The 16,457-nt window shown below is 42.5% G+C and carries 18 protein-coding genes; 15 read left to right on the top strand and 3 right to left on the bottom strand.

Annotated features, from left to right (window positions below; translation table 11 throughout):
- The first annotated feature begins 67 nt into the window (after positions 1 to 67).
- Genes leuS through nadD form a run of 4 tightly spaced genes read left to right on the top strand, consistent with a single transcriptional unit; the run spans position 68 to position 4,909 of the window.
- A complete protein-coding gene (gene leuS, locus M1E86_RS04945) occupies positions 68 to 2,650 on the top strand; it encodes a leucine--tRNA ligase (RefSeq protein ID WP_213914245.1) in 2,583 nt (860 codons plus the stop codon).
- A 30-nt stretch (positions 2,651 to 2,680) separates the two neighbouring features.
- Positions 2,681 to 3,220: an LPS assembly lipoprotein LptE gene (lptE, locus tag M1E86_RS04940; protein ID WP_036957952.1), complete on the top strand. Its 540-nt coding sequence runs from the start codon at positions 2,681 to 2,683 to the stop codon at positions 3,218 to 3,220.
- The gene (gene holA / locus M1E86_RS04935) at positions 3,220 to 4,251 is read left to right on the top strand and encodes a DNA polymerase III subunit delta (protein ID WP_213914227.1); all 1,032 of its coding nucleotides are present in this window, start codon (positions 3,220 to 3,222) and stop codon (positions 4,249 to 4,251) included. Before lptE ends, holA begins: the two co-directional genes overlap by 1 nt.
- On the top strand, positions 4,244 to 4,909 hold the full coding sequence (gene nadD, locus M1E86_RS04930; RefSeq protein ID WP_125894203.1) for a nicotinate-nucleotide adenylyltransferase: 666 nt from the start codon (positions 4,244 to 4,246) through the stop codon (positions 4,907 to 4,909). Before holA ends, nadD begins: the two co-directional genes overlap by 8 nt.
- Here the strand turns inward: nadD and M1E86_RS04925 are convergent.
- Positions 4,900 to 5,622 (bottom strand): YbgA family protein, encoded by a 723-nt coding sequence (locus M1E86_RS04925; RefSeq protein WP_213914226.1) that lies wholly within the window; start codon positions 5,620 to 5,622, stop codon positions 4,900 to 4,902. The two genes, nadD and M1E86_RS04925, sit on opposite strands and share 10 nt — an antisense overlap.
- Before the next feature lie 263 nt (positions 5,623 to 5,885).
- Between M1E86_RS04925 and rsfS the strand changes: the two genes are divergently transcribed.
- From rsfS to lipA, 9 genes are all read left to right on the top strand, one after another.
- The gene (gene rsfS, locus M1E86_RS04920) at positions 5,886 to 6,212 is read left to right on the top strand and encodes a ribosome silencing factor (RefSeq protein WP_080641496.1); all 327 of its coding nucleotides are present in this window, start codon (positions 5,886 to 5,888) and stop codon (positions 6,210 to 6,212) included.
- Positions 6,213 to 6,214: 2 nt separating this feature from the next.
- On the top strand, positions 6,215 to 6,685 hold the full coding sequence (rlmH, locus tag M1E86_RS04915; protein WP_004908925.1) for a 23S rRNA (pseudouridine(1915)-N(3))-methyltransferase RlmH: 471 nt from the start codon (positions 6,215 to 6,217) through the stop codon (positions 6,683 to 6,685).
- Between the two features lie 32 nt (positions 6,686 to 6,717).
- On the top strand, positions 6,718 to 8,607 hold the full coding sequence (gene mrdA, locus M1E86_RS04910; protein WP_125894207.1) for a peptidoglycan DD-transpeptidase MrdA: 1,890 nt from the start codon (positions 6,718 to 6,720) through the stop codon (positions 8,605 to 8,607).
- A 37-nt stretch (positions 8,608 to 8,644) separates the two neighbouring features.
- Complete coding sequence (gene mrdB, locus M1E86_RS04905; RefSeq protein WP_213914225.1) at positions 8,645 to 9,757, top strand: peptidoglycan glycosyltransferase MrdB; 1,113 nt, start codon at positions 8,645 to 8,647, stop codon at positions 9,755 to 9,757.
- 13 nt (positions 9,758 to 9,770) lie between these two features.
- Positions 9,771 to 10,745, top strand: coding sequence for an endolytic peptidoglycan transglycosylase RlpA (gene rlpA / locus M1E86_RS04900; protein ID WP_213914224.1), 975 nt, complete (start codon positions 9,771 to 9,773; stop codon positions 10,743 to 10,745).
- A gap of 172 nt (positions 10,746 to 10,917) precedes the next feature.
- A complete protein-coding gene (gene dacA, locus M1E86_RS04895; protein WP_213914223.1) occupies positions 10,918 to 12,129 on the top strand; it encodes a D-alanyl-D-alanine carboxypeptidase DacA in 1,212 nt (403 codons plus the stop codon).
- Positions 12,130 to 12,283: 154 nt separating this feature from the next.
- Positions 12,284 to 12,547, top strand: a complete 264-nt coding sequence (gene ybeD, locus M1E86_RS04890; RefSeq protein WP_125894215.1) for a DUF493 family protein YbeD — start codon at positions 12,284 to 12,286, stop codon at positions 12,545 to 12,547.
- A 229-nt stretch (positions 12,548 to 12,776) separates the two neighbouring features.
- Positions 12,777 to 13,406 carry a lipoyl(octanoyl) transferase LipB gene (gene lipB / locus M1E86_RS04885; RefSeq protein ID WP_125894217.1) on the top strand — a complete coding sequence of 210 codons (630 nt, stop codon included), beginning with the start codon at positions 12,777 to 12,779 and terminating at the stop codon, positions 13,404 to 13,406.
- Between the two features lie 122 nt (positions 13,407 to 13,528).
- Positions 13,529 to 14,494: a lipoyl synthase gene (gene lipA, locus M1E86_RS04880; RefSeq protein ID WP_213914222.1), complete on the top strand. Its 966-nt coding sequence runs from the start codon at positions 13,529 to 13,531 to the stop codon at positions 14,492 to 14,494.
- Positions 14,495 to 14,627: 133 nt separating this feature from the next.
- Here lipA and cspE read toward each other — a convergent pair whose 3' ends face one another.
- Both cspE and M1E86_RS04870 read right to left on the bottom strand, forming a co-directional pair.
- The gene (gene cspE, locus M1E86_RS04875; RefSeq protein WP_004257099.1) at positions 14,628 to 14,837 is read right to left on the bottom strand and encodes a transcription antiterminator/RNA stability regulator CspE; all 210 of its coding nucleotides are present in this window, start codon (positions 14,835 to 14,837) and stop codon (positions 14,628 to 14,630) included.
- A gap of 216 nt (positions 14,838 to 15,053) precedes the next feature.
- Positions 15,054 to 15,512, bottom strand: coding sequence for a methylated-DNA--[protein]-cysteine S-methyltransferase (locus M1E86_RS04870; RefSeq protein WP_125894220.1), 459 nt, complete (start codon positions 15,510 to 15,512; stop codon positions 15,054 to 15,056).
- Positions 15,513 to 15,800: 288 nt separating this feature from the next.
- Here M1E86_RS04870 and nrdH point away from each other — a divergent pair, with 288 nt between their 5' ends.
- Positions 15,801 to 16,028, top strand: a complete 228-nt coding sequence (nrdH, locus tag M1E86_RS04865) for a glutaredoxin-like protein NrdH (RefSeq protein ID WP_125894222.1) — start codon at positions 15,801 to 15,803, stop codon at positions 16,026 to 16,028.
- Between the two features lie 8 nt (positions 16,029 to 16,036).
- Positions 16,037 to 16,450 carry a class Ib ribonucleoside-diphosphate reductase assembly flavoprotein NrdI gene (gene nrdI / locus M1E86_RS04860; RefSeq protein WP_125894224.1) on the top strand — a complete coding sequence of 138 codons (414 nt, stop codon included), beginning with the start codon at positions 16,037 to 16,039 and terminating at the stop codon, positions 16,448 to 16,450.
- Positions 16,451 to 16,457 lie beyond the last annotated feature (7 nt).

Raw genomic sequence — 16,457 nt, 5'->3', positions numbered from 1 at the left:
ATCTAATTTAAGAAAGACATTAATGCTACTTAATGTAGCCTTTACTCACCATAGGATTATCGGTGCCATGCAAGAACAATATCGTCCAGAAGATATAGAGCCTAAAGTACAGCGTCACTGGGATGAAAAAGCAACTTTCAAAGTGACTGAAGACAACAGCAAAGAAAAATACTACTGCCTGTCCATGCTACCTTACCCTTCTGGTCGACTACACATGGGCCACGTACGTAACTACACCATGGGTGACGTTATCTCTCGTTACCAACGCTTGTTGGGGAAAAACGTTCTCCAACCCATTGGTTGGGATGCGTTTGGCCTACCTGCTGAAGGTGCTGCGGTTAAAAATAATACCGCTCCTGCGCCATGGACTTATGCCAATATCGATTACATGAAAAACCAGCTGAAAATGCTCGGTTTCGGTTACGATTGGGATCGCGAAGTCACGACTTGTACCCCTGAATATTACCGTTGGGAACAATGGTTCTTCACTAAACTGTATGAAAAAGGTTTAGTATACAAAAAAACGTCTGCGGTGAACTGGTGCCCTCACGACTTAACTGTTTTAGCGAATGAACAAGTGGTTGATGGCTGCTGCTGGCGTTGTGACACTCCTGTTGAGCGCAAAGAAATCCCACAATGGTTTATTAAAATTACCGACTACGCAGAAGAATTGCTCAACGACCTCGACAAATTAGATGACTGGCCAGAGCAAGTTAAAACCATGCAGCGCAACTGGATCGGCCGTTCCGAAGGGACTGAGATCACTTTCAATGTTGCAGACCGTGATGAAACCTTAACGGTTTACACCACTCGCCCTGATACCTTTATGGGGGCAACTTATGTCGCTGTCGCAGCTGGTCACCCTCTGGCGAGAGAAGCTGCGGCAAATAACCCTGAATTAGCCCAATTTATTGATGAGTGCCGTAACACCAAAACTGCAGAAGCAGATATGGCAACCATGGATAAAAAAGGGATGGCTACGGGCTTATTCGTTATTCATCCATTAACCCAAGAAAAACTGCCAATTTGGGTCGCTAACTTTGTTTTAATGGAATACGGTACGGGTGCGGTTATGGCCGTTCCAGCCCATGACCAACGTGACTGGGAATTCGCCCACAAATACAACTTACCCATCAAACCTGTTATTGCCGATGCTGATGGCAATGAACCTGATTTATCCCAAGAAGCGATGACCGAGAAGAATTCCCTGATTAACTCAGGTGAATTCAGTGGATTAGACCACCAAGCTGGTTTTAATGCGATTTCAGATAAACTCGTTTCTCTGGGCGCAGGCCAACGTAAAGTAAACTATCGCTTACGTGACTGGGGCGTTTCACGTCAACGTTACTGGGGCGCACCAATCCCAATGGCAACATTGGAAGATGGTACTGTCGTGCCTGTTCCTGAAGACCAATTACCTGTCATTCTGCCAGAAGATGTCGTAATGAACGGCATTACCAGCCCAATTAAAGCTGATCCTGAGTGGGCAAAAATGACCATTAATGGTCAACCTGCACTACGTGAAACCGATACTTTCGATACCTTTATGGAATCATCTTGGTACTATGCTCGTTATACCTGCCCACAATATGACGAAGGCATGTTAGACCCAGAGGCAGCGAACTACTGGTTACCAGTTGACCAATATATCGGTGGTATCGAGCACGCTATCATGCACTTAATGTATTTCCGCTTCTTCCATAAGTTGATGCGTGATGCAGGGTTAGTGAATTCCGATGAACCAGCAAAACGCCTACTGTGCCAAGGCATGGTGCTTGCTGATGCATTTTATTACACCGGCAGCGATGGCCAACGTGTTTGGGTCTCCCCGGCAGATGCTATTGTTGAACGTGACGATAAAAACCGTATTACTAAAGCCGTAGACAGTGAAGGTCATGAACTGGTGTATACCGGTATGAGCAAAATGTCTAAGTCGAAAAACAACGGTATTGACCCACAATTGATGGTCGAGAAATACGGTGCCGATACTGTTCGTCTGTTTATGATGTTTGCAGCGCCACCTGAGTTAACCCTTGAGTGGCAAGAGTCTAGCGTTGAAGGTGCTAACCGTTTCGTTCGTCGTGTTTGGCGTTTAGTGCATGAACATTCTCAAAAAGGTGCGACCTCGCCTTTAGATATCAGCGCACTGACACCAGAACAGAAAGACTTACGTCGTGATCTGCACAAGACAATTGCTAAAGTCTCTGATGATTTCAGTCGTCGTTATGCATTTAATACCGCGATTGCAGCCATCATGGAATTCTTAAACAAATTAGTTCGTGCACCACAAGAAACTGAACAAGACCGTGCATTAGTCCAAGAGTCTCTTGAAGCTATCACATTAATGTTATCACCAATCATTCCACATGCTTGCTTTGAAATGTGGAAAGCGCTCGGTCACCAAACAGACATTGACTTTGCACAGTGGCCTGTTGCTGATGAAAAAGCCATGATTGACGATACCAAGCTGGTTGTCGTTCAAGTTAATGGTAAGGTTCGCGGCCGTATCACCGTTCCGGCTGATGCAACCCAAGAGTTTGTCCTAGACATGGCAAAAAATGAGCCAAGCGTAGCGAAATACCTTGAAGGTGTTAGCATCCGCAAAGTAATCTATGTCCCAGGCAAATTGCTAAACCTTGTTGTAGGTTAATATTAGGTTGTTGGCTGATAAGGAGGCCAGGTGCGTTATCTGATAACTTTATTTTTGAGCCTGGCGGTGCTAGTCACCGCAGGTTGCGGTTTTCGTCTTCAAGGAACAACTCAAATTCCTGAGGAACTGAGAACTTTGCAGCTAAGTTCAAGTGACCCATATAGCTACCTCACAAGAGCGCTTAGGGAGCAACTGCGGCTCAATAATGTGACCATTCTCGAAACTGGAAGAGCCGGTGTTCCCATTTTGAAAGTTCTGAGTTCTAATGAAAACACTGAAACTGTATCCGTTTATCAAGATGGTAAAGCAGCAGAGAAACAATTAACACTGGTAATGAATGTGCAAGTGTTAATGCCTGATGGTGCTATCTATCCATTACAAAGCCGTGTTGAACGCACTTTCTTCGACAACCCTTTAGAAGCACTTGCAAAAGATGCAGAAAAAGAAATTGTTAGACAAGAAATGCAAGAACAAGCTGCACGTAATATCGTGCGTAAATTATTGCTTGTTCATTCAGCAGAGCTTGAAAAAGCAAAAAACCAAGCGGCTGATACGAATACTCAACCATAATGACGCGTATTTACCCTGAACAGCTGGCCTCTTCGTTACAAGAGTCTCTAAGAGGCCGCTATTTAATTTGGGGCAATGAGCCCCTTCTTCTTCAAGAAAGCCAAGATGCCATCCGAAAAGCCGCACAAGAGCAAGGCTTTGAAGAGCATTTTTCGTTTTCTCTTGAACAAAATACCGATTGGGATGAAATTTTTAGCCTCTGCCAAGCCCTCAGCCTATTTGCAAGCCGCCAAACTCTGACTCTGTTATTACCTGAAAATGGCCCTAACGCCGCCATGGCAGAAAAGCTGAACCAACTAGCACAACTACTGCATTCAGATCTCCTTCTTGTGTTACGCGGTCATAAGCTCACTAAAGCACAAGAAAACAGTGCTTGGTTTAAAGCAATTAGCCAAGATGCTATTTATATCAGCTGCCTAACTCCTGAATATCAGCGGTTACCACAATGGGTTTCTAAACGCGCCTACAGTATGCGGCTTTCGTTAGAAACTGAAGCTAACCAGCTACTTTGTTACTGCTATGAGGGCAATTTACTTGGTTTGGCGCAAGCACTTGAGCGGCTGTCTCTTCTTTATCCAGACGGTAAACTCACCTACCCTCGGGTCGAAAGTGCCGTTAATGATTCTGCGCATTTTACCCCCTACCATTGGGTTGATGCCCTATTGGCTGGTAAATCCCGCCGTTCATGGCATATTTTAGAGCAGTTGCGACAAGAAGATGTCGAGCCTGTTATTTTATTGCGTTCAATCCAACGTGATCTCATGTTGCTTATTACATTAAAACGCCAATCTGCAACCACCGCGCTAAAGACATTATTTGATCAACACAAAGTGTGGCAAAACCGCCGAGGTGTGCTCACGGAAGCTTTACAACGTTTAACACTGCATCAATTGCAATCTGCATTAATGTTATTAACGCAAGCAGAAATCAATATTAAACAAGATTTTAGCCATTCCCCATGGCCTGACCTACAGTCACTGTCTATGCTATTATGTGGTAAAGCATTTGCAGAGAACTTTATTCATGAGTAATTCTTTTCCAAAACAACATAACTTGCTAGCGCTATTCGGAGGGACATTCGACCCTATTCACTTTGGCCATTTACGCCCAGTGCAAGCCCTTGCCCAACAGGTTGGTCTCGAAAAAGTTCTCTTGTTACCTAACCACGTCCCCCCCCATCGCCCACAACCCGAAGCGACGCCATCACAACGTTTAGAAATGGTGAAACTTGCGATTCAAAACCTGCCGTTGTTTACTATCGACACCCGTGAATTAGCGAAAAATAGCCCTTCTTATACAATAGAAACGCTAATTGAATTACGCCAAGAAATTGGGCCAGAAAAACCCCTGGCGTTTATTATTGGCCAAGATTCCTTATTGTCGATTAATAAATGGCACGGTTGGGATCGCATTCTTGATAACTGCCATTTATTGGTTTGTTCCCGACCGGGGTATGCCACGCAGTTTGCCGACCCTAAAATGCAAAATTGGCTGTTAGAGCATCAAACAACAGACCCTATTACCTTAAACCAAATAGCGAATGGGTATATTTTTATTGGGGATACCCCATTGGTAAATATCTCTGCAACCGAAATCCGTGAAAAATTAAGCTCCGGTGACTCGTGTCAGGATTTAATTCCAGATGCGGTTCTGCAATATATTCATCAACAACACCTTTATCAGCAATAAGGGATCTCTCTTATTGAACTGCAATTAGGGTATGGTTCAAAAATGACTTGCTCTATTAAATAGTTGTCTGGGTATTGAACAAGCAACTGTTTCATCATCGCTAACGGCCGGTTTAACGGTAAATTCCCCGCTAAGTAGTCATTAATCAGCCACAATAAGCGTTTTTTCTCATCTTTCGTAGCTTTGTGTTTAAAATAGCCTTGCATATGACTTAGCGCATTAACTTCAATGTTTCTTGAAGGTACCGTTGCCAATATTTCCATTAAACAGGCTTTATATTGATTAAAAAAACACTCAAGATCGGTATTGCTTTTAATACTTGCCACTAAGCGCCCGGTATACTGATAGCCAACTGGGGAATACGCCATAATGAGATATTTGTGGCAACTATGAAATTGAATAATATTGTGATGTGTTAACACGCGATATAAGCCATTTAATCTTTGTATCGTATATAATTTCGTCAAAAAGCAGTCCCAGAACGCAACATTTTGTAGTTTATCATCGGTTAATATCGGAATGCTTGCAGGGAATAGCCCTTGTAATTCACTGAATTGCGGCTGAGAGCAGATAATACCATTAACTTTGTCCTGCACGTCCTCATGGGAAAAACTCGTTACAAATTCAACCGTAGAGCTCACTTGCCGATAAATATTAGCAGGCAGGTGATTAATCCCTTCAAATATAAAAACTTTTGGTTTAATTATTTGCACAATACGTATCTCATCCTAAAATATTTATCTGGGGAACAGTTTTTAGCGCTATTTTGTAAAGTTAGCACAAACTTCTTGCTCAAATGTACGGATATCCCTATAAATTTCACTCCACAATGAATAAAAAAGAATTTAGCCGATTTTTCTTAAAATCTAGGGTAAAATAGCAAGGCTGTTAATGTTTTTGATTCATTATCAGCGATTATTTTATCGACAAACTACAAACAGTGTTTAACGTGATATTCTGTTTATTTGAATAAAAGGTGAACCTTTTGCAAGGAACTGAACTCCAACAATTTATTATCGATCAGCTTGATGATGCTAAAGCAGAAGATATCATTACTATCGATGTTCAAGGGAAATCAAGTATTACTGATCAGATGATCATCTGTACAGGGACATCAAGCCGCCATTTGATGTCAGTTGCTGACAGATTAATCGAAGCTTGCCGCAAAAATGGTTTAATGCCATTAGGTGTTGAAGGGCAAGGTATTTCTGATTGGATTGTCGTCGACCTTGGCGATGCCATTGTTCATATAATGCAAGATGAAAGTCGTCGTATGTATGAATTAGAAAAGCTCTGGAGCTGAGTTTGAAATTACAGCTCATCGCCGTTGGAACAAAAATGCCGGACTGGGTCCAGACCGGCTTTATGGATTACCTCCACCGTTTTCCTAAAGATATGCCCTTTGAATTAACGGAAATTCCAGCAGGGAAACGTGGAAAAAATGCAGATATAAAACGCATTCTAGAAAAAGAAGGCGAATTAATGCTCGCTGCGGTAGGCAAAGGAAATCGCATCGTTACTCTGGATATTCCAGGCGATCGTTGGGACACTCCAAAACTTGCCGTACAGCTCGATAAATGGAAACAAGATGGCCGTAATGTCAGTTTATTAATCGGTGGTCCCGAAGGTCTTGCACCCGCTTGCAAAGCGGCCGCGGAGCAAAGCTGGTCACTTTCACCACTTACGCTTCCCCATCCACTGGTTCGTGTCCTTGTTGCCGAAAGTCTGTATCGCGCATGGAGTATTACGACTAACCACCCTTATCACAGGGAATAGTCAGGTTTAAATATGTTCAAAATGGCAATGGGATGAAAACACAACGCACCCCTTTTCGCGACCATACCGCTGAATCAGTTTTGTTTATCCGCCGAGCGCTTATCGCCTTCGGTGTGATTGTCATTTTAACGTCTATTCTTGTGACCAATTTGTATCATTTGCAAATTGTCCGCCACGAAGATTACCAAACGCGGTCAAATGATAACCGGATCAAATTAGTACCTATCGCACCAAGCCGCGGGATTATCTATGATCGCCGAGGAACCCAACTCGCTCTTAATCGCACGTTTTATCAGCTAGAAATCGTGCCGGAAAAAGTCAGTAACCTACAAGAAACCTTAGATAATCTTCGTAGTGTGGTCGATTTAACTGACGAAGACATCACCAACTTTGAAAAAGAGCGTAAGCGCTCACGCCGGTTTACCTCTATTGCACTAAAAACACAGCTTAACGAAGTCCAAGTCGCGCGTTTTGCTGTTAATCAATATCGTTTTCCTGGTTTAGAGGTCAAAAGCTACCAACGTCGTTCTTACCCATACGGCTCTGCATTAACCCATGTGATTGGCTATGTGGCAAAAATCAATGATAAAGATGTTGAACGTCTTGATAAAGAAGGTTTATTACCCAACTATGCCGCTAGTCACGATATCGGTAAATTAGGTATCGAACGCTATTATGAAGATATTTTACACGGTAAAACAGGCTACGAAGAAGTTGAAGTGAATAGCCGCGGGCGTGTTATTCGCCAACTTCATGAGCAACCACCGCAAGCAGGTCGAGATATCTACCTCACCATTGATCTCGAACTGCAAATTTATATCGAAAAGCTGTTAACCACCAGCCGTGCAGCCGTCGTCGTCACTGACCCACGTAATGGGGAAATTTTGGCTCTGGTGTCGAATCCAAGTTATGACTCTAACTTGTTTGTTAACGGTATCTCCAATAAAGATTATCAAGCATTATTGAATAACCCTGATAGGCCATTGATTAACCGAACAACTCAAGGGCTTTATCCCCCTGCATCGACAGTAAAACCGTTTATTTCTGTCGCTGCGTTAAGTGAAAAGGTGATCACGCCCAACACCACCATTTTTGACCCTGGTTGGTGGCAATTACCCGGTTCAGAAAAACGTTATCGTGACTGGAAGCGCTGGGGACACGGCAAACTCAACGTATCAAAATCGATTATTGAATCTGCGGATACCTTCTTCTACCAAGTCGCCTATGACATGGGGATTGACCGTATTTCTGAGTGGATGAGCCGGTTTGGCTTTGGCGATTATACAGGAATTGACCTTGCTGAAGAACGCTCAGGGATCATGCCGACCCGTGAATGGAAACAAAAACGCTATAAAAAACCTTGGTACCAAGGCGATACCATTCCTGTAGGGATTGGACAAGGCTATTGGACCGCAACGCCAATTCAAATGTCAAAAGCATTGATGACATTAATTAATGATGGCCAAGTTAAAACACCTCATTTGCTCTACGGCACAAAATTGGGTAATGCCATGGTGCCTTATGAAGATAAAGAAACCAAGCAAATTGGCGACGTGAATTCAGGTTTTTGGGAATTAGCTAAGCATGGCATGTACGGTGTTGCCAACGCACCAAATGGTACGGGCCGCCGCAGTTTCATTGGTACGCCGTATAAAGCTGCGGCCAAATCGGGTACCGCGCAAGTCTTCAGTTATGAAACCTATAATGCCAGTAAACTTGCTGAACACTTACGCGACCATAAGTTGATGATTGCTTACGCTCCGTATGATAAACCCACTATCGCTGTTGCGATTATTTTAGAAAACGGGGGCGTGGGCCCTGCAGTCGGCGACATTGTGCGGCAAATATTTGACCACGTTCTTCTTGGTGATAACAGCACTGATGTCCCGGTGTCAGCAACCAATCCAGGAGAAGATCGCTGATGCACAATCTAATGAATAACCATGGGCTATAAAGAATATGACAGACGATAAGAAAAAGATTTCGTTATCCACACGTCTGCATATAGATGTGCCTATGCTTCTGATTATTATCGCGTTGCTTGCATACAGCGCATTTATTATGTGGAGTGCTAGCGGTCAAGATCCTGAAATGATGGAACGCAAATTGGGGCAGATAGCATCAGGCTTCATCGTCATGATCGTGATGGCGCAGATCCCCCCTAGAATGTATGAAAACTGGGCACCTCACCTGTTTATCTTTTGCGTTATTTTATTGGTTTTTGTTGATGTGTTCGGGCAAATAAGTAAAGGGGCTCAGCGCTGGTTAGACTTGGGGTTTATTCGGTTTCAGCCCTCTGAAATTGCAAAAATTGCCGTCCCTTTAATGGTCGCTCGCTTCATGAACCGAGACCTATGCCCTCCTTCATTCAAAAACACCTTAATCGCACTCGTCTTGATTTTTGTACCGACACTATTAGTGGCTGCACAGCCAGATCTTGGTACCTCAATTTTAGTTGCCGCTTCCGGCTTGTTTGTTTTGTTCCTTGCTGGGATGAGCTGGCGGCTTATTGCTGTCGCAGCCATTGCTCTCGCTGCCTTTATTCCATTGCTGTGGTTCTTTTTGATGCATGGCTACCAAAGAGCCCGCGTCATGATGTTATTAGACCCAGAAACTGACCCATTAGGGGCTGGTTACCATATTATCCAGTCAAAAATTGCGATTGGTTCTGGTGGGTTAGTGGGGAAAGGTTGGCTACATGGCACACAATCACAGCTTGAATTTTTGCCAGAAAGACATACCGACTTTATTTTTGCCGTGTTAGCAGAGGAACTTGGCTTAGTCGGGGTGCTTATTTTACTTGGCCTATATCTTTTACTGATTATTCGCGGACTTTATATTGCTGCTAGCGCACAAAATACATTTGGCCGGGTTATGGTTGGTGGTTTGATATTAATCCTTTTTGTCTATGTATTTGTGAATATCGGTATGGTCAGTGGTATATTACCTGTGGTTGGTGTTCCCCTCCCTTTAGTGAGCTACGGGGGATCCGCTTTGATTGTTTTAATGGCTGGATTCGGTATTATCATGTCGATACATACACACCGAAAATTCCTTTCTAAAAGTTTATAAGATGAGGCTTAGTATGCGTTTACAATGGATAATGCTTGGCGTCACAGCCGCGCTACTTAGTGGCTGTGTGACAGAAAATGTTAAACAACCAGCCCAAGTGCCAACCAATGTACCCACTCAAGATGTATTAGGTGCAGAGCCTCATTATGAGCCGTATCATCCAACCGCAAATAATGATTACTCACGTAATGGCCAACAATACCAAATTGTGCGTGACCCATCACAATTTAGCCAAGTAGGCTATGCATCCATTTATGGTGCGGAGTCTGCCGGCAATATGACAGCGATAGGTGAACGTATTAACCCTGTGGAATTAACTGCCGCTCATCCTACTTTGCCTATCCCAAGTTATGTTCGTATCACTAACATGATGAATGGTCGCATGATGGTCGTGCGTGTTAATGACCGCGGCCCTTATGTCCCGGGTAAAAGTATTGCAGTATCAAGAGCGACCGCTGACCGCCTGAATTTAATGCCGACGACAAAAATTAAAATTGATGCTATTCAAGTTGCCCAAGATGGTACCTTGTCAGGTCCTGGGACCGTAGGTTCTAATTTTGTGAAACAAAGTTATGCATTACCAGGGCGCCCACAATTAGGTTCTGGCCCAATGGGTACCCCTGTAATGGAGAACTTGCCAACGCCAGAAAATACATTGCCCGTTCAGCAGCCAAAAGAGCCAATGCAGCCTACTATGCCAGATATGAACCTGCAAACCCCTACACCGCCGCCAGCTACAACTACCGCTGAAGAACCGGTGCCAGAACGTGGTTTTCTCGTTCAAGCTGGTGCGATTAGTAACCAAACTAATGCACAAAACATGCTGAATGAATTGAAAACGCAATTTAATGTCCCTGGACGGTTACAACCCTACAACGGTATTTTCCGAGTACAATTAGGGCCATTTAGTACAAGACAGCAAGCTGTTGAGGTTCAAGGCCGTTTACAGTCTGAAAAAAATCAATCGTCAATGGTCGTTGCGCCATAAAACGATGCTAACTTAGGTCGCTCACGTCTATTTGGAGCAACCTAAATTCAGGCAATATTGAACTGACAAAAAAATCATTGGTGCAGCGCAAAAGTCACTTTTTTCTTACCCCTTTCTTTTGCTAAACTGCGCCTCCTTGTGTTAACCGAATTTCGGATGTAATGGTAAAACCATGAATAATGTCGCTCCATCACGCATCGTGCGTCATACAGTGCTGGGCTCCTCACTCCTTCTTATGACTGCTAATATTGCAAATGCTAATGAAACTTTCCCGACCCCATCAATTCCTGCTGCACCTGCGATTGATGCAGAAGCTTATATATTAATTGATTATAATTCAGGCAAAGTTCTTGCTGAAAGTAATGCAGACCAACGTCGCGACCCTGCGAGTTTGACTAAAATGATGACCAGCTATGTTATCGGTCAGGCAATTAAGTCAGGCAAAATTGGTGAAAATGATATTGTCACGGTTGGAAATGATGCGTGGGCGACGGGTAACCCAATATTTAAAGGCTCATCATTGATGTTCTTAAAACCTGGCGATCGCGTTAGCGTATCCCAGTTAACTCGGGGTATTAATTTGCAATCAGGTAACGATGCTTGTGTTGCAATGGCCGACTATATTGCAGGTGACCAAACCAACTTTGTACAATTAATGAATGGCTACGTGAACAAATTAGGGCTAAAAAACACCCATTTTGAAACGGTTCATGGTTTAGATGCGGATGGTCAGTACAGCTCAGCCCGTGATATGGCCCTTATTGGCCAAGCGCTAGTGCGTGATGTACCTGAAGAATACGCTATCTATAAAGAGAAAGAATTTACCTTTAACAATATCCGCCAAACAAATCGCAATGGGCTGCTGTGGGATAAGAGCTTAGCTGTTGATGGCATCAAAACAGGCCATACTAATGCCGCGGGCTACAACCTTGTCGCATCAGCAACCGAAGGCGACATGCGCCTGATCTCCGTTGTTATGGGGGGTAAAAGCAGCAAAGGCCGTGATGCAGAGAGCAAAAAATTACTCACTTATGGCTTCCGTTTTTATGAAACCGTTAAGCCATTACAAGCCAATGTTGACTTTGCCAGTGTGCCAGTCTGGTTTGGTGATGAAAATGAAGTAAAATTAGGTGTCACAGAAGATTTATACCTCACAATCCCACGTGGCCGCTTAAAAGATTTAAAAGCTAGCTATGAATTATCGACAGCTGAGCTCGAAGCCCCGTTAACCAAAGGCCAACAAGTCGGAACAATTAGCTTTCAGCTTGATGGCAAAATCATCGAACAACACCCTCTAGCGGTGTTAAAAGATGTTGAAGAAGGTGGTTTCTTCAGCCGATTAATTGACTACATCAAGTTACTCTTTCATCGCTGGTTTGGTTAAGACTTGAAACTAAAACAAGTCGCCCTCATATAGTAAATATTGAAATATAGTAAGTATCGAAATGTTTGTTGGATGAATACTTCTCATTGGCTGGTTTAATAATACCAGCCAATCTTTTTCAGCCAGCAGCCCAATTTAAAAATTAGGAGTGCCCATGAAAACGAAATTAGGTGAACTGCTTGAGTTCCCATGTCCATTAACCTACAAAGTAATGGGCTTGGCACAGCCTGAACTGGTTGATCAAGTGGTTGAAGTGGTACAGCGCCATGCGCCAGGTGACTATAGCCCAGACGTAAAACCAAGTAGCAAAGGCAATTATCACTCAGTTTCTATTACTATTAATGCAACTCATATTGAACAAGTTGAAACCTTGTATACTGAGTTAGGTGCATTAGAGTTAGTGAAAGTAGTGCTTTAATCAAAACTGTATTAAAGACCCACATCAAAGGCCGAATAGTCTGTTGCTATTCGGCCTTTTTTCGTTTTGTTCCTCTACTTTAGCGTGGATTACATTTACACCTAAATAACATTTGATTCCAATTTGAATCACATTTTATGCAAGTACCAGATACGATGTTAGCTTGAAGTATGGCAAACATAGGCGTTATACTGCCCGCAACGATAAAGACAACGTGGACACCTAAATTTTGTCAGATAGATGTATAACCATACGCCAACTCGGCCTTGCTCCTTATCAAACTGTTTCTGATGCGATGCACCATTTCACTGAACACCGTACGCCTGAAACTCATGATGAAATATGGCTGGTTGAACATCCTCGCGTATTTACTCAAGGCCAAGCCGGAAAAGCAGAACACGTTCTGGCGCCTGGGGATATTCCAGTCATTCAAAGTGATAGAGGTGGCCAAGTCACCTACCATGGCCCAGGACAGCAAGTGATGTACGTGATGCTTGACTTAAAACGCAATAAAATTGGTGTCAGAGAACTCGTCAGCGCACTAGAAAATACCGTCGTAAATACCCTTGCCCATTTTAATATTGCAGCGTATCCTCGCCCTGATGCTCCTGGTGTCTATGTTAATGGCGATAAAATTTGCTCCCTCGGATTACGCATACGGCAAGGTTGTTCTTTTCATGGTCTCGCATTAAATATTGATATGGATCTTGAACCCTTTAACCGCATTAACCCTTGTGGTTACAGCGAATTAAAAATGACTCAGGTGAGTGACCTTGCTCCCAAAGTGTCAGTTTCTGATGTTCAGCCTGTGCTAATTCGCCAATTCTGTGACACACTGGGATTTCATATTGTTCAATAATAATGCTATAATTTTTAACAATTTTAAAAATTATTTTAATGAATGGATAACAGCCTCCATTTAGTTTTATTTAGAATTATCACTTATCCATCAGCATAAAAGATAACTGGAACCGTCATATTATGAGTAAACCAATTCAGATAGAACGCGGAATTAAATATCGTGACGCCGACAAAATGGCGCTGATCCCTGTCAAAAACGTTGTGACTGAACGAGAAGAGATTCTACGTAAACCTGACTGGATGAAAATTAGGCTGCCGGCTGATTCCACTCGTATTCAAGGTATTAAAGCCGCCATGCGTAAAAATGGCTTACACTCTGTGTGTGAAGAGGCTTCATGCCCTAACCTTTCTGAGTGTTTTAACCACGGTACTGCGACCTTTATGATTTTGGGCGCTATTTGTACCCGCCGTTGCCCATTCTGTGATGTGGCCCATGGTCGACCCAATGCACCGGATGCAAACGAACCTGAAAAATTAGCGCAAACAATTAAAGATATGGCATTACGCTATGTTGTCATCACATCAGTTGACCGTGATGACCTACGTGATGGCGGAGCACAACATTTTGCTGATTGCATTCGTGCTATTCGTGAAAAAAGCCCATCAATTAAAATTGAAACACTGGTTCCTGATTTCCGCGGTCGTATGGATCGCGCGTTAGAGATTTTAACCGCAACACCGCCAGATGTGTTTAACCATAACCTTGAAAACGTGCCGCGTGTTTACCGCCAAGTTCGTCCAGGTGCTAACTATGAATGGTCTTTAAAATTACTCGAAAAATTTAAAGAAGCGCACCCCGACATCCCAACTAAATCTGGGTTAATGGTCGGTCTTGGTGAAACCAATGAAGAGATCATTGAAGTTATGCGCGATTTACGTCGCCATGGTGTAACGATGCTTACACTAGGCCAATACTTACAACCAAGTCGCCATCACTTACCCGTCAAACGCTATGTCAGCCCTGCTGAGTTCGATGAAATGAAAGAAGAAGCCATGGCTATGGGCTTCACTCACGCGGCTTGTGGCCCATTCGTTCGCTCTTCTTACCACGCTGATTTACAAGCTAAAGGTGAAGAAGTTAAATAGTCTCAACGGGTTAATTTATAGATGAAAAGGTCTGGTTTATATCAGGCCTTTTTTATTTTTTATAGATAAAAAAACTCGCCCTAGATAGCTAGGGCGAGTTTTCAGCTGTTCGTTTTAATCGTAATTATAAAAATTACAGAGGAATAACGTTAGCAGCAGATGGGCCTTTAGCACCTTCAGTAATTTCAAATTCTACTTTTTGGCCTTCAGCTAAGGTTTTAAAACCATCGCCCATAATCGCAGAAAAGTGAACAAATACATCTTTGCTACCATCTTCTGGAGTGATAAAACCAAAACCTTTAGATTCGTTGAACCACTTAACGTTACCTTTAACTTTAGACATCAAATATTACCTTTAAAATAAAATAGACACACCATCTGTATCGAGCTCAGTACATCAGATTTCTCAGTTACTTGTCTACAACCTAGATCACGAAAATGGACTAAAAAGGTAAAAAAATATTATTTATCGACAGAATAGGCTCTAATTTCGATAATAATTCTTAACAATAGTAATTATCACAACTAATAGTATTACTTATAGTTAATTATTTAGATTTTACTTCTCATGCAACAGTAACCAATCTTTAATATCTAAGCCCCCTGTATATCCCACTAATTTCCCATCGTGTCCAAGAACTCGATGACAAGGAACAATTAATGAGATTGGATTACGGGAGTTTGCCATACCGACTGCACGGCAATAATTAACGGATCCTAGCTTTAAGGCCAAATCTTTATAACTCCATCGCTCCCCATAAGGGATCCCACAAAGGTGTTTCCAGACTTTTTTCTGAAATTCTGTTCCCTGTGGGTTTAATGCAACCGTAAACGCGGTTCTTTTGTGATTAAAATATTCCTTTAATTCTTTCACGCAAAGCTTGGAATGATCATTCTTCGTTTCTTTTTCTGTTTTTTCATCAACAAAATAGAGGCTAGTTACTCCGTCATCATCAGCCGTAATATGGATCCACGGTTTAGGAAATTTATCCGGGGTTGCTAAATATTGATGGTACATAGTATCTCCTCAAAAGGACTCAATTACCTGATTGTATATACAGTTATAGAGTAAATTATTTCCACTTTGCAATGATCTTTTTTCTTAGAGTGTCTCTTTGAATCATCTAATACACTATTTTTTTATTTTCAATGTTAATAACCACCTAGCCAACAATTAGAATAATTATCATTCAACATTTCATATTCACTACATATTGTATGGTTGATAAATTTAAAATCCATATATAGTATTTGTGTATCGCATATCTTATTTTTAATGCTAATAAACATTCAAAAGGTAAATAACATGGCTGAGATTACCATTTATAGTAAACCTAACTGCGTTCAGTGTAATGCTACTTATCAAGCCTTAGATCGCAAAGCGATTCCCTACCAAATAATTGACCTTACTGAAGATAGTCAAGCCCTTGAACTTGTAAAAAAATTAGGCTATCAGCAAGTCCCTGTCGTTATTGCGGGTGACAAACATTGGGCGGGTTTTCGGCCAGACATGATTAGCCTATTAGCCGCTTAGGTGACGTCATGGAAACGGAATCACTCATCTATTTTTCAAGTCGCTCAGAAAATTGTCATCGCTTTATTGAAAAGCTAGATGTCCCTGCAACACGGCTACCTATTGGCAATCATGAAAGTAGCCTAATTGCAACAAAGCCGTATGTTTTATTACTACCGACCTACGGTGGTGGCGGAACAAAAGGTGCCGTTCCAAAAGAAGTGATCCAATTTCTTAATATTGACGTCAATCGCGCACTTATCCGTGGTGTTATTGCCGCGGGTAATACCAATTTTGGTGATGCCTATGCGATCGCTGGAGATATCATCGCGCAAAAATGCCATGTCCCCTACCTATATCGTTTTGAACTTCTTGGTACTGATAAAGATGTTCAATCCGTTCAACGAGGCCTAAAAACATTTTGGCAACGTACAAACAACTAGAGTTATT

The organism is Providencia sp. PROV200 (genome assembly GCF_049901995.1).
Classification (GTDB): domain Bacteria; phylum Pseudomonadota; class Gammaproteobacteria; order Enterobacterales; family Enterobacteriaceae; genus Providencia; species Providencia rettgeri_E.
This window is presented reverse-complemented; position numbering and strand designations above follow the sequence as displayed.